Source organism: Streptomyces sp. NPDC007084, assembly GCF_040703595.1.
GTDB lineage: Bacteria > Actinomycetota > Actinomycetes > Streptomycetales > Streptomycetaceae > Streptomyces.
Genome location: NZ_JBEYFY010000030.1, coordinates 23,195 through 42,682, shown reverse-complemented (window position 1 = coordinate 42,682; position 19,488 = coordinate 23,195). Strand labels below are relative to the sequence as shown.

At 71.9% G+C, this 19,488-nt stretch carries 20 protein-coding genes; 11 read left to right on the top strand and 9 right to left on the bottom strand.

What is annotated here, in order from left to right; all coding sequences use genetic code 11:
• Positions 1 to 33 precede the first annotated feature (33 nt).
• The gene (locus AB0912_RS23075; protein ID WP_366702732.1) at positions 34 to 3,387 is read right to left on the bottom strand and encodes an FAD-linked oxidase C-terminal domain-containing protein; all 3,354 of its coding nucleotides are present in this window, start codon (positions 3,385 to 3,387) and stop codon (positions 34 to 36) included.
• A 561-nt stretch (positions 3,388 to 3,948) separates the two neighbouring features.
• Between AB0912_RS23075 and AB0912_RS23070 the strand changes: the two genes are divergently transcribed.
• The 6 genes from AB0912_RS23070 to AB0912_RS23045 all read left to right on the top strand — a co-directional run bounded on the left by AB0912_RS23070 (position 3,949) and on the right by AB0912_RS23045 (position 10,389).
• The gene (locus AB0912_RS23070; RefSeq protein WP_366702664.1) at positions 3,949 to 6,198 is read left to right on the top strand and encodes an ATP-binding protein; all 2,250 of its coding nucleotides are present in this window, start codon (positions 3,949 to 3,951) and stop codon (positions 6,196 to 6,198) included.
• Entirely contained in the window at positions 6,195 to 6,602 is a 408-nt protein-coding gene (locus tag AB0912_RS23065; RefSeq protein ID WP_366702662.1) for a roadblock/LC7 domain-containing protein, read from the top strand. The genes AB0912_RS23070 and AB0912_RS23065 overlap by 4 nt, the downstream gene beginning before the upstream one ends.
• Complete coding sequence (locus AB0912_RS23060; RefSeq protein ID WP_366702660.1) at positions 6,599 to 6,955, top strand: DUF742 domain-containing protein; 357 nt, start codon at positions 6,599 to 6,601, stop codon at positions 6,953 to 6,955. The genes AB0912_RS23065 and AB0912_RS23060 overlap by 4 nt, the downstream gene beginning before the upstream one ends.
• Positions 6,936 to 7,679: an ATP/GTP-binding protein gene (locus AB0912_RS23055; RefSeq protein WP_366702658.1), complete on the top strand. Its 744-nt coding sequence runs from the start codon at positions 6,936 to 6,938 to the stop codon at positions 7,677 to 7,679. The genes AB0912_RS23060 and AB0912_RS23055 overlap by 20 nt, the downstream gene beginning before the upstream one ends.
• Entirely contained in the window at positions 7,676 to 8,896 is a 1,221-nt protein-coding gene (locus AB0912_RS23050) for a cytochrome P450 (protein ID WP_366702656.1), read from the top strand. Before AB0912_RS23055 ends, AB0912_RS23050 begins: the two co-directional genes overlap by 4 nt.
• 263 nt (positions 8,897 to 9,159) lie before the next feature.
• Positions 9,160 to 10,389, top strand: coding sequence for a cytochrome P450 (locus AB0912_RS23045; protein WP_366702654.1), 1,230 nt, complete (start codon positions 9,160 to 9,162; stop codon positions 10,387 to 10,389).
• 83 nt (positions 10,390 to 10,472) lie between these two features.
• Here AB0912_RS23045 and AB0912_RS23040 read toward each other — a convergent pair whose 3' ends face one another.
• Genes AB0912_RS23040 through AB0912_RS23030 form a run of 3 tightly spaced genes read right to left on the bottom strand, consistent with a single transcriptional unit; the run spans position 10,473 to position 12,124 of the window.
• Entirely contained in the window at positions 10,473 to 11,330 is an 858-nt protein-coding gene (locus AB0912_RS23040) for a helix-turn-helix transcriptional regulator (RefSeq protein ID WP_366702652.1), read from the bottom strand.
• A gap of 7 nt (positions 11,331 to 11,337) precedes the next feature.
• Positions 11,338 to 11,862 carry a DUF6879 family protein gene (locus AB0912_RS23035; RefSeq protein WP_366702651.1) on the bottom strand — a complete coding sequence of 175 codons (525 nt, stop codon included), beginning with the start codon at positions 11,860 to 11,862 and terminating at the stop codon, positions 11,338 to 11,340.
• The gene (locus tag AB0912_RS23030; RefSeq protein WP_366702649.1) at positions 11,834 to 12,124 is read right to left on the bottom strand and encodes a hypothetical protein; all 291 of its coding nucleotides are present in this window, start codon (positions 12,122 to 12,124) and stop codon (positions 11,834 to 11,836) included. The genes AB0912_RS23035 and AB0912_RS23030 overlap by 29 nt, the downstream gene beginning before the upstream one ends.
• A 149-nt stretch (positions 12,125 to 12,273) precedes the next feature.
• Between AB0912_RS23030 and AB0912_RS23025 the strand changes: the two genes are divergently transcribed.
• Both AB0912_RS23025 and serC read left to right on the top strand, forming a co-directional pair.
• Entirely contained in the window at positions 12,274 to 12,612 is a 339-nt protein-coding gene (locus AB0912_RS23025) for a hypothetical protein (protein WP_366702647.1), read from the top strand.
• A 186-nt stretch (positions 12,613 to 12,798) separates the two neighbouring features.
• A complete protein-coding gene (gene serC / locus AB0912_RS23020) occupies positions 12,799 to 13,917 on the top strand; it encodes a phosphoserine transaminase (protein ID WP_366702645.1) in 1,119 nt (372 codons plus the stop codon).
• Positions 13,918 to 13,989: 72 nt separating this feature from the next.
• On the opposite strand, the gene AB0912_RS23015 is transcribed toward serC, so the two are convergent.
• Positions 13,990 to 14,178 carry a DUF397 domain-containing protein gene (locus AB0912_RS23015; protein ID WP_366702643.1) on the bottom strand — a complete coding sequence of 63 codons (189 nt, stop codon included), beginning with the start codon at positions 14,176 to 14,178 and terminating at the stop codon, positions 13,990 to 13,992.
• Entirely contained in the window at positions 14,175 to 15,044 is an 870-nt protein-coding gene (locus AB0912_RS23010) for a helix-turn-helix transcriptional regulator (RefSeq protein WP_366702641.1), read from the bottom strand. Before AB0912_RS23010 ends, AB0912_RS23015 begins: the two co-directional genes overlap by 4 nt.
• A 136-nt stretch (positions 15,045 to 15,180) precedes the next feature.
• Between AB0912_RS23010 and AB0912_RS23005 the strand changes: the two genes are divergently transcribed.
• Together AB0912_RS23005 and AB0912_RS23000 are read left to right on the top strand one after the other, a co-directional pair.
• Entirely contained in the window at positions 15,181 to 15,606 is a 426-nt protein-coding gene (locus AB0912_RS23005; protein WP_366702639.1) for an ATP-binding protein, read from the top strand.
• The gene (locus tag AB0912_RS23000) at positions 15,587 to 15,886 is read left to right on the top strand and encodes a hypothetical protein (protein ID WP_366702637.1); all 300 of its coding nucleotides are present in this window, start codon (positions 15,587 to 15,589) and stop codon (positions 15,884 to 15,886) included. The genes AB0912_RS23005 and AB0912_RS23000 overlap by 20 nt, the downstream gene beginning before the upstream one ends.
• Here the strand turns inward: AB0912_RS23000 and AB0912_RS22995 are convergent.
• Both AB0912_RS22995 and AB0912_RS22990 read right to left on the bottom strand, forming a co-directional pair.
• Positions 15,876 to 16,721 (bottom strand): helix-turn-helix transcriptional regulator, encoded by an 846-nt coding sequence (locus AB0912_RS22995; RefSeq protein WP_366702635.1) that lies wholly within the window; start codon positions 16,719 to 16,721, stop codon positions 15,876 to 15,878. The two genes, AB0912_RS23000 and AB0912_RS22995, sit on opposite strands and share 11 nt — an antisense overlap.
• 18 nt (positions 16,722 to 16,739) lie before the next feature.
• Positions 16,740 to 17,507: a DUF6879 family protein gene (locus AB0912_RS22990; protein WP_366702730.1), complete on the bottom strand. Its 768-nt coding sequence runs from the start codon at positions 17,505 to 17,507 to the stop codon at positions 16,740 to 16,742.
• Positions 17,508 to 17,812: 305 nt separating this feature from the next.
• On the opposite strand from AB0912_RS22990, the gene AB0912_RS22985 reads away from it, so the two are divergent.
• On the top strand, positions 17,813 to 18,283 hold the full coding sequence (locus tag AB0912_RS22985) for a hypothetical protein (RefSeq protein ID WP_366702633.1): 471 nt from the start codon (positions 17,813 to 17,815) through the stop codon (positions 18,281 to 18,283).
• 16 nt (positions 18,284 to 18,299) lie between these two features.
• On the opposite strand, the gene AB0912_RS22980 is transcribed toward AB0912_RS22985, so the two are convergent.
• Positions 18,300 to 19,328 carry a WD40 repeat domain-containing protein gene (locus tag AB0912_RS22980; protein WP_366702631.1) on the bottom strand — a complete coding sequence of 343 codons (1,029 nt, stop codon included), beginning with the start codon at positions 19,326 to 19,328 and terminating at the stop codon, positions 18,300 to 18,302.
• Between the last annotated feature and the right edge of the window lie 160 nt (positions 19,329 to 19,488).

Below are 19,488 nucleotides of genomic sequence, written 5' to 3'. Positions count from 1 at the left end.
TGGGGTGTCCGGCGGATCCCGTCAGCGTACGCATCAGGGGGTGCCGGGGGCCGTGCCCGAGCCGGTGCCGGAGCCGGTGTCCTCGGCGCGGGTCTCCAGCGCCTCGGCGAGGACCTCCGCCAGGTGGCGGCCCGTACGGTCGCCGAGCTGGGCGAGCTGGGTGCGGCAGGAGTAGCCGTCGGCGAGGATCACGGCGCCGGGGCCGGCCGCCCGTACGGCGGGCAGGAGCTGTTCCTCCGCGCAGGCCCGCGACACGTCCTCGTGGCCCTTCTCGAAGCCGAAGTTCCCGGCGAGGCCGCAGCAGCCGCCGGAGAGGGTGCCGGTGAGACCGGCGGCGGCGCGCAGGCGTTGTTCGGGTCCGTCGCCGAGTACGGCGTGCTGGTGGCAGTGGGTCTGGCCGGCCACGGGGCGGTCGAGGCGGGGTGGCGTCCAGTGGGGCGCGTGGCGTTCGAGGGTCTCGGCGAAGGTGAGGACGGCGGCGGCGAGGCGGTGGGCGCGGGGGTCGTCGGGGAGCAGTTCGGGCAGGTCGGTGCGCAGGGCCGCGGCGCAGCTCGGTTCGAGGACGACGACGGGCAGGCCGTCGACGGCGAGCTGGGGTTCGAGCAGGTCGAGGGTGCGGCGCAGGACGGCGCGGGCGTGGTCGAGCTGGCCGGTGGTGATGTAGGTGAGCCCGCAGCAGACGCGGCGGCGGGGGCGGGGCAGCAGCAGCCGAGGGCGCAGGGGACCGCGGGTGACGCCGTCGCCGACGGGTCCGTGGCGCCGGCCGGTGGTCGCGGGGAGGAGGACGGTGAGCCCGGCGTCCTCCAGAACCCGCACGGCGGCCCGCCCGACGGAGGGGGCGAGGTGCTCGGTGAAGGTGTCGGGCCAGAGGAGAACGGTGGGGTGGAGGGCGGCGGGGGCGACTTGAGGGGCGCCGAGGCGGGCAGGGCCGTCCGTGGGGCGCGGGGCGTCAGTGGGACGCGGGACGCCGGCGGGGGCAGGGCCATCCGTGGGATGCGGGGCGTCAGCGGGACGCGGGGCGTCGACGCGGGCAGGGCCATCAGGGGGACGCGGGGCGCCGGTGAGGGAAGGTACGTCGGCGGGGCGAGGTCCATCGGGGCGGGCAGGGCCGTCCGTGGGACGCGGCCCATCGGGGGGACGCGGGGCGTCGGTGGGGCGTGGGGCGTCCGTGGGGGTGGTCCGGGTGCGGAGGCGGTGGGCCCACCACTGGGTGAAGGTCTGGGGTGCGAGAGGGGGGATGGCACGGCCGGGGGCGATCCCGGCGAGGCGTCGGGCGAGGCCGGCGAGGGGGCGTACGGCGGCGAGGGCGTTGACGAGCCGGGCGGTGCGGGTACGGGTGACGGCGGCCAGCAGGCCGGGCAGGCGTCCGAGGGTGTAGTGGCTGAGGGGACGGCGGCGGCCCGCGTAATGGTGGTGGAGGAACTCCGCCTTGTACGTGGCCATGTCGACGCCGACCGGGCAGTCGGAGCGGCAGCCCTTGCAGGACAGGCACAGGTCGAGGGCGTCGCGGACCTCGGTGGACCGCCAGCCGTCGGTGACGATCTCGCCGGCGAGCATCTCGTGCAGGAGGCGGGCGCGGCCCCGGGTGGAGTGGGTCTCGTCGCCGGTGGCGCGGTAGGAGGGGCACATGACGTCATGGCCGGACGGCCCGGCCGTACGGCACTTGGCGACGCCCACGCAGCGGCGGACGGCGGCGGTGAAGTCGCCGGCGTCGTCCGGGTAGCCGAAGGCGACGTCGACGGGGCGGCGCGGCAGGGGCGCGAAGCGGAGGTTCTCGTCGAGGCGGTGGGGGCGGACGAGGATGCCGGGGTTGAGGAGGTTGTGCGGGTCCCAGAGGTCCTTGGCGCGTTCGAAGAGCCGGACGAGATCGGGCCCGTACATCGCGGGGAGGAGTTCGGCGCGGGCCTGGCCGTCGCCGTGTTCGCCGGACAGGGAGCCGCCGTGCGAGACGACGAGCCGGGCCGCGTCCTCGGAGAAGCGGCGGAAGCGGGCGATGCCGGGTTCGGTGACGAGGTCGAAGTCGATACGGACGTGGATGCAGCCGTCGCCGAAGTGGCCGTACGGGGTGCCGCGCAGGTGGTGGTCGGCGAGGAGGGCGCGGAAGTCGCGGAGGTAGGCGCCGAGGCGGGCCGGGGGTACGGCGCAGTCCTCCCAGCCGGGCCAGGCCTCACCGCTGGGACCGGCCACACGGGCGAACCCGGCGGACCCGGCGCCCCCGGTGGACCCGGCCACGCCGGGGAACCCGGCACCCCCGGCGGACCCGGCCTCGCCACCGGGTCCGGTCCCGCCGCCAGGTCCGGCCGCGCTGACGGAACCGGCGGCTCCGGCCTCGCTGACGAAACCGGCGGCCCCGGCGGTCCCGGCGGCCCCGGCGGTCCCGGCAGCTCCGGCCGGCCCCGTCGCGGGGATACGCGTCGCCGTGCCGGACGCGTCCTCCCGCAGCCGCCACAGGGCGCGCTGGGCGGCGGGGTCGGTGACGACGAGGGCGTCGGTGACGTCGGCGGCGCGGACGACGCGGCCGGCGTGGGCGCGGGCCTCGGCGGGGGTGGCGCCGCCGGTCTCCACGAACAGCCAGGCGCCGCCCCGGGGCAGGCCGGCCTGGTCGGGGACGAGGTCGGCGGCCATGCCCTCGACGGTGAGGGGCCGGTACGGGAGGAGACCGGCCGCGGCGTCGGCGGCGGCGCTCTCGTCGGGGTAGCCGAGGACGGCGAGGGCGCGGGCCGGAGGCGTCTGTACGAGGTGGACCTCGGCCTCGGTGAGGATGCCCCAGGTGCCCTCGGTGCCGCAGAACGCGCGGGCGACGTCGGTGCCGCGTTCGGGGAGCAGGGCGTCGAGGGCGTAGCCGGAGATGCGGCGCGGCAGGTCGGGGTATCCGGTGCGCAGCAGGGCGAGTTCGCCGGCCACGAGGTCGAGGAGGCCGTCGGGGGCGCCCGCTCCGTCGCGGCCGAGCCGGGCGGTGCGGCCGGTGGAGTCGATGACGGTGAGGGCGCGGACGTTGTCGGCGGTGGTGCCCCAGGCGACGGAGTGGGTGCCGCAGGAGTTGTTGCCGATCATTCCGCCGAGGGTGCAGCGGCTGTGGGTGGAGGGGTCGGGGCCGAAGCGCAGTCCGTGCGGGGCGGCGGCTTCCTGAAGACGGTCCAGGACGACGCCGGGCTGCACGCGGGCGGTACGGGTGCCGGGGTCGAGGTCGAGCACCCGGTTCATGTGCCGGGTGAGGTCCAGGACGATGCCGGTGCCGGTGGCCTGCCCGGCGATGGAGGTGCCGCCCCCGCGCGCGACGAGCGGGACGCCGTGCTCGCGGCACACGGCGAGGGCGGCGGCGATGTCGTCGGCGTCCCGGGGAGAGACGACACCGAGGGGGACGCGGCGGTAGTTGGAGGCGTCCATGGTGGTGAGGGCACGGGCGGTGACGTCGAAGGAGACGTCGCCGCGCAGGGCGCGGGTGAGGGCGGCGCGCAGGTCGGGGGTGGCCTCCGGGGCTCGGGAGGAGGCGCGCGGGGCCCGGCGGGAGGCGCCCGGGGCCCGGGGTGAGGCCTCCGGGGCCCGGGGTGAGGCCTCCGGGGCCCGGGGTGAGGCCTCCGGGGGCCGGGGTGAGGCGCCCGGGGTCCGGGGTGAGGCCTCCGGGGGCCGGGGTGAGGCCTCCGGGGGCCGGGGTGAGGCGCCCGGGGTCCGGGGGTGTCGTTCCGGCTGTCCGTGGGGGCGTCCGCCGAGATCCGTCATGTCTCCAGGATGCCGCCGGACGCCCCCGGCGACCGGCTCTCCCGCATCCGAAAGGCCCCGTTTTGCCGGGGCGATCATGAGACCGCTCTCCGAACCTTCCCAATCCGATCACGAACTCTCATATAGTGACGCCCTGTTGAGCACCAGGTGTCGCTTCTCGCCCAGGACCGACCGAGGACACGACCGAGGACACGTTCTTCCCCCAGGAACACGACCGAGGACCGATTGATGACCCCGCCCCTGCCCTCCGGCGAACGACCCGCCCTGCGTGCCACCGCACCCCCCGTGCTGACGGCCGCCGCCGTGGCCGCGATCGCCGTGGTGGCCGCCGTCCTGCTCGCCCCCGGCCCGGCCCGCACGCCCCTGGCCTGGGGTCTCGGCGCCGCCGCCGTGCTGCTGTGCGCGGCCGTCGCGGTGGCCGCCCGGCAGGTCCTGGCCGCGAGACACCTGCGCGGGCGGCTCGACTCCGTCACCCAGGACGCGGGCCGGCTCCTGCACGAACGGGCCCGGCAGGCGGAGGAGTTCACCAAGGAACGGGCCCGTCTGGCCGACGAGGCCGCCCGCGAACGCGCGCACGCCGCCGAGGCGGCCGACCGGGAACGGACCCGCCTCACCGAGGACGCGGCCCGCGAACGCGACCGCCTCACCGCCGAGTTCACCACCGAACGCGACCGGACCACGGCGGAGTTCACCGCCGAACGCGACCGTCTGGCCGGGGAGTTCGCCGCGGAACGCGAGCGGTTCGCCGCCGACCGGGCCCGCCTGACCGCGCGGAACACCGAACTCGCCGCCCGCGCCCGCAAGGCCGCCGGCGAGCGGGCCGCCGCGATCTCCGCGACCGCCAACGCGGCCGGCCGTATGCAGGCCCTGTCCACCGGCATGCTCGCCGACCTGCGGGCCATGGAGGAGAAGCACTCCGACGAGGAGGTCCTCGCCGACCTCCTGCACCTCGACCACCGCACCGCGCAGGCCGGCCGGCTCGCGGACTCCGTCGCCGTCCTGGCGGGCGCCCGCTCCGGACGCCGCTGGGCCCGCCCCATCGTCATGGAGTCGATCCTGCGCGGCGCCATGGGCCGTATCGGCGGCTACCAGCGGGTGCGCGTGCACTCCGCGAGCGAGGCCGCCGTCGCCGGGCACGCCGCCGAGGGCGTCATGCACGCGCTGGCCGAACTCCTCGACAACGCGGCCACGTTCTCCCCGCCGACCGCCGAGGTCCACGTCTACGTGGAGGAGGTCCCGGCGGGCGTCATCGTCTCCGTCGAGGACAGCGGCCTCGTGATGGGCGACGTCCAGTTGCGCCGCGCCGAGCGTGCCGTGTCCGGCGAGGCGGCGGACACGGAGGGGGGCGGGCTCGGCGGCCTCACCGGCACCCGGCTCGGCCTCGCGGTCGTCGGCAGGCTGGCCCGCAAGCACGGCCTGAAGGTGTCGTTCCGGCCCTCCGCGCGCGGCGGCACCGGCGTCCTCGTCCTCATCCCGCAGGACCTCCTGACCCAGCCCGGCACCCCCGCGGCCCCCTCCGCCGCCGCACCCGCGGCGACCGGAACGCCCACGCCCACGCCCGCGCCCGCGCCCGCCATAGACGGCCACACCTCCGCGCCCGCCACCCGCGAACACCGCACCACCGAGGAGCCCCGGCAGACCGGGGACACGGGGGACCTCCGGGAGGCCGGGGACACCGGAGACCTCCGGGAAGCCGGCGGGCCCCGGGAGCAGCACGGCCCCAACGACCCGCACGAGAAGGCCGGTTCAGACGAGGAGCACGGCGGGCACGGCGCCCGGCCCGCCTCGGACTCGGACACCCCGGCTCACTCCGCGCCCCCGGCATCCCTCGCGCCCCCGGCGTCCCTCGCGGCCCCGGTGTCGTACGCGGCCGGCCGCGCCCCCGGCGACCTCGACCCCGACCCGGTTCCGGCGCACGGCTCGCCCCGGCGGGAGGAGGCGCCCGCGTCCACCGGCGGCCTGCCCAAGCGCCGCCGTGGCCGCACCCTCGCCCACGCCGAGCGCGGCCGCTCCCACCCGGCAGCGCAGGCCACCACCGGAACCCGTGACGGGGAGACCCCGGGCACCCGGTCGGCGGCGGCCCGCTTCGGCAGCTTCCGGCAGGCGGTACGCGGCACCACGCCGGACGCCCCCGAGCCCGTACGGAACGCCGAGGCCGTTAGGACCCCCGAGCCCGTACGAGCGTCCGAGGCATCCGAGCCCGTACGGGCGTCCGAGGCACCCGAGACCGTACGGACACCTCACGCCGCAGTCGCCGCCGCCGCCGACGCCGACGCCGCGCGGACACCGGAGACCGCCCAGGCCCCCGAAGCCGTACGCGCCCCCGATCCCGTACGGACCAAGGACCCGCAGGCCGGGGAGTCCGCCCGCGTCCGGGGTGAGGACCGTGTCCCCGGACAGCGGCCCGCGCCGAACGACCCCGTCCCCACGACCACCCCCGCCCAGCACGCGCTCCCGGAAGGCGACACCACCTCATGACCGGCACCATCACCGCCGACGAGAAGCTCACCTGGCTCATCGAGGGCCTGCTTGAGCGCACCCCGGGCGCCCGGCACGCGCTCGTGCTCTCCCGCGACGGCCTGAAGCTGTGCCGCACCCCGGAACTCTCGGTCGACCAGGCCGACCAGCTCGCCGCGATCGCCGCCGGCATCCAGTCGCTGTCGCACGGCGCGTCCGTCGAGTTCGGCGACGGCACCGGCGGCGTGCGCTCCGCGATGGCCGAGTTCTACGGCGGGGTGCTGTTCATCGTGGAGGCCGGGGACGGCGCGCACCTCGCGGTCGTCACCGCCGAGGACGCCGACGCCGGGCTCGTCGGGCACAACATGAGCGAACTCGTCGAACAGCTCGGCGAGTACCTCAGCGCGCCGCCCCGGACGTCATGAGCCGTCCCGGCAGGGACGACGCGCCCGACAGGCTGTACACCCTCACCGGAGGCCGCAGCCGGTCCGGGCCCGACACCCCCTTCGACCTGGTGACGCTGGTGGTCGCGGAGTGCGAGCCGGCGACGGGCATGCAGTCCGAGCACACCGCGATCCTGCGGATGTGCGAACGGCCCACCGCGGTCGTGGAGATCGCGGCGGAACTCGCGCTGCCGGTGTCGATCACCCGCATCCTGCTGTCCGACCTGCTCGCCGCGGGCCGGGTCAGCGCCCGCCACCCGCACAGCAGCGTTCCCTCCGGCCTTCCCGATCCCGACATCCTGGAGCAGGTGCTCGTTGGACTCCGTAACCTCTGACGCTCGTGCGCCCCTGTCGGCGTCGGCCGACAACGGCCTGAAGATCGTGGTCGTGGGCGGCTTCGGCGTCGGCAAGACGACCCTGGTCCGCTCGGTCAGCGAGATACGTCCCCTCAACACCGAGGAGACGATGACGCAGGCCGGCGAGGCCGTGGACGACATCAGCGAGGTGCGCGGCAAGTCCGCGACCACCGTCGCCTTCGACTTCGGCCGCATCACCCTCGACGCCCGCAACGTGCTCTACCTGTTCGGCGCGCCCGGCCAGGAGCGGTTCTGGTTCCTGTGGGACCGGCTGTTCTCCGGCACGCTCGGCGCCGTCGTGCTGGTCGACACCCGCCGGATCGACGACTCCTGGTACGCGATCGACCGGCTGGAGCACCACGGCACGCCGTTCATCGTGGCGTGCAACGACTTCGGCGGGCCCGCGCACACCCCCGCCGAGATCCGTGAGGCCCTCGACCTCGACCCGCACGTGCCGCTCATCGACTGCGACGCCCGCTCCCGGGAGTCCGGCAAGCGTGTGCTGATCACGCTGGTGGAACACCTCCAGACCCTGCACACCCGCCCTGGCGCCACCACCGGCCCCGGCGACACCACCGAAGACAGCACCCGCCCCGGCGCCACCGCCGAAGACGCCCCCCGCCCCGGTGCCGAGGCCGAAGGCGCCCCCCGTCCCGGCGCTGCCACCGAAGGCGCCCTGAACGCACCGGAGTTGGCGCTGTGAGCCCCGTCCCCACCCCCGCGCCCGTCCCGCTGGGCGGGCCCCGGTTCCAGACCGATCCCGCCGCGCTGTACCGGGAGATGCGGCGCGATCACGGCGCGGTCGTGCCCGTCGTCCTCGACGGGGACATCCCCGCCTTTCTCGTCCTCGGCTACCGCGAACTCCACCAAGTAACCGGCGACCCGCAGCTGTTCAGCCGGGACTCGGACCTGTGGAACCAGTGGGAGCGCATCCCGGACGACTGGCCGCTGCTGCCGATGATCGGCCGCAAGCAGCCCTCCATCCTCTACACCGTCGGCGAACGGCACCGCGAACGCGCGGCGATGATCAGCGACGCCCTCGAAGCCGTCGACCCCTTCGAACTGCGGTCGCACGCCGAGAAGTTCGCCGACGAGCTGATCGACGCGGTCTGCGCCAAGGGCGAGACGGACATCATCGCGGACTACGCGTCGCTGCTCCCGGTCCGGGTCCTCGCCACGCTCTACGGGTTCTCCGACGAGCAGGGCCCCGGTCTGGTCACCGCCCTCAACGACATGATCAACGGGCGGGAGGGCGCGCTCGAAGGGCAGCGTCATCTCGCCACCTCCATGGGGCAGTTGCTCGCGGACCGCAAGGAGACCCCGGCGGACGACGTGGTCTCCCGGATGCTCGCCGACCCGTCCGGGTTCACCGACGAGGAGATCGCCCAGGACCTGATGGTCATGATGGCCGCCGGGCACCAGCCGACGGCCGACTGGATCGGCAACTCGCTGCGCCTGATGCTCACCGACGACCGCTTCGCCGCCTCCCTGTTCGGCGGCCGGCACAGCGTCGCGGAGGCGATGAACGAGGTGCTGTGGGAGGACACGCCCACGCAGAACGTCGCCGGGCGGTGGGCCTCGCGCGACACCCAGCTCGGCGGGCGCCGTATCCGCACCGGCGACCTCGTGCTGCTCGGGCTCCAGGGCGCCAACTCCGACCCACAGGTCCGCACCGACAGCTCCGCGCTCACCGGCGGCAACAACGCGCACTTCTCGTTCGGGCACGGCGAGCACCGGTGCCCGTTCCCGGCGCAGGAGGTCGCCGAGGTGATCGCGCGGACCGGCATCGAGGTGGTCCTCGACCGGCTGCCCGACATCGACCTGGCGGTGCCGGCCGAGTCCCTGACCCGGCGCCCCTCCCCCTGGCTGCGCGGCCTGAACGAACTGCCCGTGACGTTCACGCCCGTACCGGTCCTCTGACCCTCGGCGCGCACATGGGCGTACACCCGTGCACGCCGACGTACACCCCCGTGCACGCGCACGCCACGTACGCCCACATGCGCGCACGCCCATGTACGCGCCGCCCGTGCGCCCCGTGGCATCCCGTGGCCGACCCGACGCACCGGCCCGCCCGTACCCGCCGCGCCCCGACGCACCCGAACCCGCCCTGTACTCGCCCGTGTTCGCCCGTACTCGCCCGTACTCGCCCGTACTTGCCCGTACTTGCCCTGGAGGGACCCCGCATGACCACCGGTACCGGTACCGAAGAGACCCGCATCGTCCTGGACCCCTTTGTCACCGACCTGGACGGCGAGAGCGAGGCGCTGCGCGCCGCGGGTCCGCTCGCCGCCGTCGAACTGCCCGGCGGAGTGCCCGTGTGGGCGGTCACGCACCACGCCGAGGCGCGCGCCCTGCTCACCGACCCGCGCCTGGTCAAGGACATCAACGTGTGGGGCGCCTGGCAGCGCGGCGAGATCGCCCCCGACTGGCCGCTGATCGGTCTCGCCAACCCCGGCCGGTCCATGCTCACCGTGGACGGCGCCGACCACCGCCGGATGCGCACCCTGGTCGCGCAGGCGCTCACGCCGCGGCGGGTGGAGCAGATGCGGGAGCGGATAGCGAAGCTGACCGAGGGGCTGCTCGACGGGCTCACCGGTGACGTGGTCGACCTGAAGGCCGACTTTGCGTACCCGCTGCCCATGTACGTCATCGCCGACCTCATGGGCATCGAGGAGGCGCGGCTGCCGCGGCTCAAGGAGCTGTTCGAGAAGTTCTTCTCCACCCAGACGCCGCCCGCCGAGGTCATCGCGACGCTGACCGAGCTGGCCGGGATCATGGCGGACACCGTCGCGGCGAAGCGGGCGGAGCCGGGCGACGACCTGACCAGCGCGCTGATCCTGGCCTCCGAGGACGGTGACCACCTCACGGACGAGGAGATCGTCTCCACCCTCCAGCTGATGGTCGCGGCCGGCCACGAGACGACGATCTCCCTGATCGTCAACGCGGTCGTCAACCTGTCCACCCACCCCGAGCAGCGCGCCCGTGTCCTGGCCGGGGAAGCCGACTGGTCGGCGGTCGTCGAGGAGACGCTGCGCTACTCGACCCCGACCTCGCACGTGCTGATCCGGTTCGCGACCGAGGACGTGCCGGTCGGCGACAAGGTGATCCGGGCGGGGGACGCGCTGATCGTGTCGTACGGGGCGATCGGGCGGGACGAGAACGCGCACGGGCCGACGGCGGGCGACTTCGACATCAGCCGCTCCGGGAGCCCCCGGCACATCTCGTTCGGCCACGGCCCGCACGTCTGCCCGGGCGCGGCCCTGTCCCGCCTGGAGGCGGGCGTCGCCCTCCCGGCCCTGTACACCCGCTTCCCGTCCCTGGACCTGGCGATCCCCCCGTCGGCCCTGCGCAACAAGCCGGTGGTAACCCAGAACGACCTCTACGAACTCCCGGTCCGCCTGACGACGAAGTAACCCTGGGGGCGCCTTCTCCGGGCCCTGAAGTAACCCAGAGGGCGCCTCCTCAGGGTCCTCAGGGTCCTCAGGAGGCGCCCCTCCTACTGCTCATTGGGAATCCGCTCGAAATGCCGTAGAGCAGAAAGAATCATTTCCCGAACAGCGGTTCCGTAGACCGCCGACTGCTTCAAGAGTGCGAAAGCCTTGGCATACAGATCGATTTCTCGTGGCTGAGTCACCGAGAACTCAGCGGAATAGGTCTCGACCAGGACGAGCTTGTCATCGAACATCGAAAACGAGTTGCCCGGCCAGATACGTGTGGGCGCTGACCGGGGGATGACGCCCAGACTCATGCGGGCAAGCCCCATGACCGCCGGAAAGCGGTCAAGCTGCCCCCGCATCACCTCCGGACCGCCGAAGTTGGTGTAGAGCGCCTGCTCCGCGAGGAGCACGTTGAAGATCCGGTCGCCCTGGTACAAGTACTGTTGCCGTTCGAGCCGCTTGGCGGTGGCGGCGTCTGTGTCATCCGGGATCTCATAGAAGTCCCTTACCTGCCTGAACGTCTCCGCGGCGTACTCCGACGTCTGGAGGGTTCCCCAGATCAGTGTGGGGTGCCAGATCCGGAACAGCTTGGTCCTGGAGTAAACCGGCAGGGCCTGCTTCTGCCGCTTCGTAGCGCCGTCCTGCAACTGCCGGCGCCATTCGAGCCACAGCTCATCGATGTGCCGCAACGTCGCGATCAGGTCCGGGACCTGATCGTGTCGATTGGTCTTCCTGCACCAGACTCGAATGTCCTCTTCGCTGGCGTTCTGCTTACCGTTCTCGATGCGAGAGACCTTGGACTCCGCCCAGCCGGTGGCCAAGGCGAATGCCCGGCCGCTCGCGAATCCCGCGTCTTTACGGAATCCACGCAGCCGGGCACCCAACGCCTCGCGTGCTTCGATTGCTTGTGTGCTCACGGATGGTTCAGGGCTGGTACTCGGCGTGGGGGATGGCTACGGCCCAGAGCAGGTCGCGCAGGCGGGCGCACTCCGCGACCGTGCCGCTGTCCTCGACGATCTCCGAGCCAAGGACCCTGCCCTCGGCGTCGAAGTGGCCCACCGCCAGGAGACGGTCGTCGTACAGCCACCAGTCGTTGCCGTGCACCGGGAAGTCCACTCCTTCGGGAAGCAGGTGTCTCGGAAGCCACCGGATGTCCTCGCCCATGGCGATGTTGAGGTGAGTGAGCGAGTGCTCCCACCGGACGTACCGGCTGTGCGGCTCGGTCACCACACGGACCCGGCGGACCGTCCTGCCCTCGGCCGTGACGCGCTTCATCAACTCCGTCCAGGCGTCCAGCCACGCGTAGTCGTCAGGCTCGCCCCGCTGCCATCGGGCGTACGGGGTGTCCTCGACGGGCGAGCCGTAGTCGTCCCGTAGCTCCAGGTGGAAGGCGTCGCGCTCGAAGTGGTCGAAGAGCCGGTCACGCTGTGCGGGAGTGATCAGGTCCACTGTCTTCCTCCAGGAGAGCCGCGATCGAGGACCTGGGCACCTCGATGCAGGTCTCGTAGTCAGGCATGCGCATCTGGCTCAAGGCTTCAGGATCGCGTATTTCCGGGCCTTGGAGGACACACGTTCCCTGCTCGGTGACGAGCATGATCGGGGCGGCGAATTTCTTGATCTCCCCCGAGGGCCGACCGTCCTTCGCCAGGTGCTCGAACAGTTCGGTGGGCACTTCGATGGCGGTCTGCCCCTCCGGCACTTCGAGCTGCATGAGCAGATCGTTTGCGTACACCTTCCAGCCTTGGATGACATAGCTGTCCTGGTCACTGGCGTACAGGGTGGGGCTGTCTCCAGGAGTGGAGTTCTTCCCAAGGAACCGTAACCGCATGGCTGGTCTCCCATCCGCTGCCTTGCTCGGGATTGCTCGGCACGATCGATGGTCGCGAGGGCGGGACCGGGCACTGGCTGATGAAGCGGAGCCAGGCATCGCGCGATCGGACGTGGGCCGACGCTCCTATCGCCGTGGAGTGGCTGACCAAGCACTACTCGGAGAATCCGCCCATTCAGCAAGCCGCCGACTCCAGGACGTACCTCGGTCTGGAAGAGAAGCGAGGCCAGGCGCTTCGGACTCTGGCCGGCGGCAACGATGTGAGCTGGGTGCACTACACGAGGTCCGGCAACGTCCTGTCCGTTTCCGTCGTGTGCTGCCCGAATCGACACCACCCCGAGCTGGGCTGCCCCCTGGACACCACCACGTGAGGCCCCCACACGACATTCGATTCCGGCCTTCTCCTGCGTGCCGAGCACCGGACGCCTCGCCGCCCACACTCACCAGCTTCTGCGCGACCCGACAGCTTCTGCGCGACCCGACTGATACGGCCACTGACCGTCTCACCCGCCGGACGACGTTTCGACCAGGTTTCCCCGAGCCGCTAGGCTCCCCGCGTGGCTGACATCCAGATCCCCGCTGACCTCAAGCCCGCCGACGGACGATTCGGCGCCGGCCCCTCCAAGGTGCGGACGGAGGCGCTCGACGCGCTGGCCGCGACCGGCACGTCCCTGCTCGGCACCTCCCACCGCCAGGCCCCGGTCAAGAACCTGGTCGGCAGCGTCCGTGAGGGCGTGCGCGACCTGTTCTCCCTGCCCGACGGCTACGAGGTCGTCCTCGGCAACGGCGGCTCCACCGCGTTCTGGGACATCGCGACGCACGGACTGATCGACAACAAGTCGCAGCACCTCACCTTCGGCGAGTTCTCCTCCAAGTTCGCGAAGGCCGCCAAGCTCGCGCCCTGGCTCGCCGACCCGACCGTCGTCGCCTCCGACCCGGGCACCCACCCCGAGCCGGTCGCCGAGGCGGGCGTCGACGTGTACGCCTTCACCCACAACGAGACCTCCACCGGTGTCGCCGCCCCCCTCCAGCGGGTCGCGGGCGCCGACGAGGGCTCCCTCGTCCTGGTGGACGCCACCTCCGGCGCCGGCGGCCTCCCGGTCGACATCGCCGAGACCGACGTCTACTACTTCGCCCCGCAGAAGTCCTTCGCCTCCGACGGCGGCCTGTGGATCGGCGTCTTCTCCCCGGCCGCCATCGAGCGCGCCGAGCGGATCCACGCGTCGGGCCGGCACGTACCGGAGTTCTTCTCGCTGCCCACCGCGATCGACAACTCCCGCAAGAACCAGACGTACAACACGCCCGCCCTCGCGACGCTGTTCCTCCTCAACGAGCAGTTGGAGTGGATCAACGGTCAGGGCGGTCTCGCCTGGTCCACGGCCCGTACGAAGGACTCCTCGTCGCGGCTGTACCGCTGGGCCGAGGACAGCAAGTACGCCACCCCGTTCGTCACCGACCCGGCCAAGCGCTCGCAGGTCATCGGCACGATCGACTTCGCCGACGAGATCGACGCGGCGGCCGTCGCCAAGGCCCTGCGCGCCAACGGCATCGTCGACACCGAGCCCTACCGCAAGCTCGGCCGCAACCAGCTCCGCGTCGCCATGTTCCCGGCGATCGACCCGGCGGACGTCGAGGCACTCACCCGCTGCGTCGACTACGTGATCGAGAAGCTGTAACCCTGTCCCGTACGACAGCGAAGGGCGCCCGGCGGATGATCCGCCGGGCGCCCTTTCACATCTGCCTATCGCCTACGCGAACCGGCCCACGAGGCCCAGGAACGCCTGCCAGCTCTCGCCGGAGACGACGAGGAGGGGACTGTCGTGCCGCTTGCTGTCGCGCACGGCCCGACCGCCGGGAGCCGTATCGGCGACCTCAACGCAGTTGTTCTCCGCGCCTGAGTACGACGACTTCCAGAACGGGCTTACGACCTCGGTCATGATGTGTCTTCCTTCAAGCTCCGCAGTACGCCCCGGACGAACTTCGCACTCGCCTCCGGCGCCAACGCCACCGATCGTAGTAGGTCGAACGCGTTGGCGTAAGCGACAAGGTCCTCGGCGCCTTCGAGGACCGAGGTGCCTCGCAGATTGTCCAGGGTGACCGCTTCGACCGTCGGCTCCTCGTCGAAACTGAAGGAAGAGAAGGCGGAGGAGTAACCGGCCAGAACGCCCGCGCTGAGCGGCAGCACCTGCACGGTGACGTTCTTACGTTTGCCGATCGCCAGGATCGCGGCCAACTGCTCGCGGTGAATCTCGACGCCCACCAGCGGATGCGCGACGACCGTCTCCCACAAGATGGCCGTGTACGACGCGCCACCCTCCTCGATCTTCGCCTGGCGTCCGGCCTGCACCTTCACCAACTGGGCAGCCCGCTCCGGCTCGATGTCGTGGGGCGAAGCCGCGATCACCGCCTCCGCGTAGGCCGGTGTCTGCAAGAGCCCCGGCACCATGACCGGCTGCCACTCGCGGATGTAGGTCGCGTCGTCCTCCAGCGCGATGTGATCCACGTAGTCCGGACGCAGGTGCGCGGCATGCTCCAGCCACCAGCCCCGGTTCTTGGAGTGCTTGGCCAACTCCTCCAGTTTGAAACGGACTTCCGGGTCATCGACGCCATACGCGTCCAGGAGCAGTCTCACCTCGATGACACGTGCGGTGACATGCCCGCTCTCAAGGCGGCTGATCCTGGCCTGACTCGCCGCGATGATCTCGGCAGCCTTCGGCTGATCGATCTTGGCGGCCTGGCGGTACTGCTTGAGCGCCGTGCCAAGTCGCCTGCTGCGAACCGTCGGTCGTCCACCTGCGGGCATGGGGCCTCCCCTCTCCTGCGGCAACGATGCCACACGGGACGACACACCTGACGGTCATCACTCGATCGAGTGACCTACTGAATGTATTCACTCAAGCGCATTGCGCAAGTACTGGAATCGGTCCTAGCTTCGCCCCATGCTCGCAACCAGAACCTTCCGTATGTCCAAGCGGAAAGGCCACGTGGCCATCGCCCGTCGGCGCGTCCGCGAAACCCTCGCCTCCTGGGGAGCCCCCGCCGAAAAGGCGGACGCCGTAACCCTGTTGGCGAACGAACTCGTGACCAACGCCGTGACCCACTGCCACGTCTCTCAAGCCGTGATCGAGGTGACCCTGGCCCTCAAGGGGGCGGAACTGACCGTTGAGGTCTCCGACCCGGACCGGGACCGGCTCCCCCGCCTCCACGCCGCCGGCCCCGACGCGGAAGGCGGACGCGGGCTGGCGCTCGTCGCGGAGCTGGCCGACGCGTGGGGGCATCGGCAGGGGCCGTACACCAAGTGCGTGTGGGCACGCTTCACGCTCACCGGACAACCGCGGAGGGCCGATGTTCCGGCGGGCTTATGACGCGCTCACCCGCCTGTTCGGCCGCCCCCGCTCGCCGGATCACGTGCCGGACTGCTGCGATCTCACCCGGGAGGTACGGGCCCCGGACCCGTACGTGTGGCGGCTCCCGGACCCGTACGACGCCCGCTGGCGCCGCTGGGACAGGCGCAACCGCGCGGTGGGCCACCGTCTGGCGTCCCCGCGCGAGGAGGAGTGCTGGCGGACCCCGCCCCCGCCCGGAGCGCCGCAGCCCTGGGGGACCTCGGACGACGTGGTGCGGCTCTACGTCCTCAGACCTTGAGGCTCCGCCGGACGCGGGCGATCACTTGCTGGGCGTCGACGCCGTAGACGGCGGACTCGGCCAGTGCGTCCCAGGCCCGGCGGTAGAGAGCGATCGTTTCGGCATCGTCGAGCCAGAGTTCGGCGTGCCAGTCCTCGACCGTGACCAGACGGTCGTCCAGTATCCAGAACCCGTTCCCGGCCGGCACGCGCAGTGGAGCCTCCAGAGGCACGATCCCGAGGTGGACGGTGTCCATACCCACGACACCGAGGAGCCGGTCCAATTGCGCGGCCAGCACCTCCGGCGCACAGACCTGGGACCGGAGCGCGGCTTCCCACATCACCAGGTTCAACCGCTTACCCGGGCGGTACAGCCATTCCTGCCGCTTCATACGGGCCCGCACCGCCTCCTCCGTGTCCTGCGGGGAGCGGCGGAGCCCCGCATGCGACACGAAGAGGCTTCTGGCGTAGTCGGCGGTCTGCAGGAGACCGTTGACAACGTGGTCGTCCCACACATGAAGCGTCCGAGACTCGCCGACGAGGGTATTCCACGTCTCCTGCACGGGGGCATGTCCTGCCGCGAGCAGTCGCCGCCAGGACCGGATGTGACTCTCGAAGCCCTTCAGCCGGGCCCGTAGCTCATCGAGGACGGCAGGCTGCCCCACCGCCTCGACCCACGCCTGAAGGTCGTCGTCGGTGGGCGTCTGCCTGCCGTTCTCCAGCTTGCTGACCTTCGACTGGGACCAGCCCAGCCGCTGGGCCAGTTCCGTACCGGTGAGCCGGCCAGGACTCTCGGCGCGCAACTCCCGCAGCCTCCGGCCCAGTTCCTCGCGCGCTCTCTGATAGTCCGTGCTCACCGGTACCCGCTCGTGCTCCTACATGTCGCCGCCCATCTCGGCCGTGAACTGCTCCCACGGTACGGCGTGATGCCACGCAGCATCCCGGATCATCGCGCAGCGCACCACCTCCGCGGGTTCCGTGACGAGGTCCACGTGCGTGAGCTGGTCGTCGTCATCGAACCGGAGGAAAGCGACGAGGCGGCTGTCGAACAGCCAGAAGTCCTCTGCGGGCAGCCGGAGTCGGTCCGCGTCGGCTCGCCACATGTTCCGGATGTCCTCGCCGAGGCCGATGTTCCAGCTCGCGTTGTCGAGAAGGAAACGTTGCCCAGTGGTGGCGGGCTGGTCCACAATGCGTACCCGCTCGATCCGCCTTCCCTGCCGGGTGTGGGCGCGCATCGTGTCACTCCACCAACTGAACAGGGCGTTCAGCTCCGTGTCCTCGCCGACCTTTCCGGTCGTGATGAACCTCTGCCAACGGTCGCTCGTCTCGTCGCTCGCATAGCGTCGACGCGTCTCCAACCGCCACGCGGTGTGCTCGAACTTGGTGAACAGACTGTCGAACTCGGCCAGATCGATCGTACGCACCTGTCGCGTCCGTTCCTTCGGGGCCCAGTCGACCAGTAAGTCCCGTGGGACGACGATCGCGACCTCACCCTCCGACAGGCGCTGAAGCTGAGCGACGTCATCCGGGTCAGCGAGGGGTGGCCCATGCACGATCACCTCCCCCGTGTCCAGGTCCTCGTGCACGGAGGGACAACCTTTCACTCCGCTTCCCGTCCCGTTGAACCGCAACCTGCGCACCACGTTCAGCACCCCCTAGGTGTCGACGATGTTGGTAGGCACAGCCTGTCGGTACCTCTGGGTGAATGTCCATGTATACAGAGTGAGCACACGAGAATAACCGAGAATATTCGGCTCGGCTCTTTCGCTGCTCTCCCTGCCTTCGACCCCAGGGCGATCACCCCGCTCCCCGGCACGGTTCGGCCTGGCTCTCTGAACTTCTCCGTCTCCCGGCCGGGCAGGGCGGGCCCCCGCCCCTGCCCGGCCCAACACCCGAACCCACACGCCCACCCACACCCACACCCACACCCACACCCGGCAGGATCCCGGTGCACCACCACGGCTACCTGTGGACCGGCCCGAAGGCCGCCTTCGACCAGGAGGCGTTGCGTCGGCCCCCTCACCCCGAACCGCCCCCGCCCGGAAGCAGGCCGGAGCTGATCCAGCGCCATCGCGAGGTGGCCGCGGAGTTCCCGCGCTGCGACCTGCCGCCGGCCGAGACGGCGTACTGGCTCGTGAAGCCGCGCTCGCTGGTTCGCGGCACCTGGCCGGACCCGGACGAAGCAGCCGCCTGGCTCGGCCGCGAACTGGCCGCGCATACGCCCCGGTTCGCCGCACGGGCCGACCGGGACGCCGGCCGGCAGGCCGCTCTCGTCGCGTCCCTCGCCGGGCACCTGAGGTCGGGCGGCGACCTGGCCCTGGGGTATTACCTGGAACGCCCCTCGTTCCTGTCGCTCGCCCTGGTGGCCTGTTCCCCGAACCGTTCCCGGCCCGATCTGCGCTGCCCGCTGGGGAGTTGAGGAGGGCCGGAGGGGGTCAGCGTCGGCGGCGCAGTCGCCGGAAACCGAAGACCGCGGCGAGCAGCGCGGCCAGTGCCACGGCGCCCACCTTCGCGCTTCCGCTCATCGAGCCGCCGCCCCCGTCGCCGGAGGCCGAACCCCCGCCCTGGGAAGGGGACTTGCCGTCGGAGCCGCCGGAGCCGCCGGCGCCGGGGGCGTCCTCGGGCTGTACGGAGCTGTCCGCGCCCTCGCTGCCGTACATGAGCTTCGTGCCGTCCGTGGTGTACGTGATGGACTCGCCCTGCCGCTGGAGGGGCACGTTCAGGCGGTCCTCGCGTTTGATGCGGCCGCCGTTCCAGTCGTAGAGGATGCCGCCGAAGTAGCCGCGTACGGCCAGGTGTCGGCCGTCCGGCGAGAACGCGCCGTCGGTCACCCACAGGTCGACGGGCGCGACGGGCCTGAAGACGTTGGTGCCGGTCGCCGAGAGCCGGGCGGGGCCCTCGTAGAGGTGGCCGCCGTCCTCGTCCTTGTCGGCGATGTACACCCGGCCCGTCTTCGGGTGGACCATCAGCGCCTCGGCGTTGCGCGGGCCGTCGGAGTACTTCACGACGTACTGGGTGGCGCGGATCGTCTGGTCCTTGAGGACCTTCGGCTCCGGCAGCTTGTAGATCCACACGTGGTCCCACTTGCCGCCGAGGTTGTCGCCGATGTCACCGACGTACAGGTCGCCGTCGGGGCCCAGCGAGATCGCCTCGACGTCCCGGGGCGCGCCGACCCCGCTCATGGTGACCCGCGCGACGGTCTCGCCCGTTCGGCCGTCCACCGCGTACAGGTAGGGGCCGTCGTCGCTGTCGTTGTGGGTCCAGTACACGCCCGGGTGGACGCGGGAGGCGGCGAGGCCGCTGGACTCGGTGATCCGGGGGTCCTTGATGGTGAAACCGCCGTCTCCGCCGTCGGCGAGGGCCGGTGCCGCGAAGGCGACCGACGCGGCGGCGGCAACCGAGGCGAGGGCGACGGCGGCGGTCCCGGGACGGGTTCCGAGACGGAACGAGGGCGATCGGCGCATGGCCCAAGCCTGCCACCCCACCGGCCCGTTCACGTCAGCGGCGCCCCCGGGGCAACCCGTCGGCGAAGGCCCGCCGGCGCCAGGACCGCGCCAGGACAGTCGCGGGACCGCGCCAGAACAGTGGCAGGCCTCACACCGGGAGCGGCCATCGCGCCCCCAC

What these genes read in the sequence shown, in the direction of transcription:
- AB0912_RS23005 (WP_366702639.1), top strand. Translation starts at nt 15,181, where the DNA reads ATGCTCGCAACCAGAACCTTCCGTATGTCCAAGCGGAAAGGCCACGTG.
- AB0912_RS23065 (WP_366702662.1), top strand. Translation starts at nt 6,195, where the DNA reads ATGACCGGCACCATCACCGCCGACGAGAAGCTCACCTGGCTCATCGAG.
- AB0912_RS23045 (WP_366702654.1), top strand. Translation starts at nt 9,160, where the DNA reads ATGACCACCGGTACCGGTACCGAAGAGACCCGCATCGTCCTGGACCCC.
- AB0912_RS23010 (WP_366702641.1), bottom strand. Translation starts at nt 15,044, where the DNA reads ATGCCCGCAGGTGGACGACCGACGGTTCGCAGCAGGCGACTTGGCACG.
- AB0912_RS23000 (WP_366702637.1), top strand. Translation starts at nt 15,587, where the DNA reads ATGTTCCGGCGGGCTTATGACGCGCTCACCCGCCTGTTCGGCCGCCCC.
- AB0912_RS23015 (WP_366702643.1), bottom strand. Translation starts at nt 14,178, where the DNA reads ATGACCGAGGTCGTAAGCCCGTTCTGGAAGTCGTCGTACTCAGGCGCG.
- AB0912_RS22980 (WP_366702631.1), bottom strand. Translation starts at nt 19,328, where the DNA reads ATGCGCCGATCGCCCTCGTTCCGTCTCGGAACCCGTCCCGGGACCGCC.
- AB0912_RS23070 (WP_366702664.1), top strand. Translation starts at nt 3,949, where the DNA reads ATGACCCCGCCCCTGCCCTCCGGCGAACGACCCGCCCTGCGTGCCACC.
- AB0912_RS23030 (WP_366702649.1), bottom strand. Translation starts at nt 12,124, where the DNA reads ATGCAGCTCGAAGTGCCGGAGGGGCAGACCGCCATCGAAGTGCCCACC.
- AB0912_RS23075 (WP_366702732.1), bottom strand. Translation starts at nt 3,387, where the DNA reads ATGGACGCCTCCAACTACCGCCGCGTCCCCCTCGGTGTCGTCTCTCCC.
- AB0912_RS23060 (WP_366702660.1), top strand. Translation starts at nt 6,599, where the DNA reads ATGAGCCGTCCCGGCAGGGACGACGCGCCCGACAGGCTGTACACCCTC.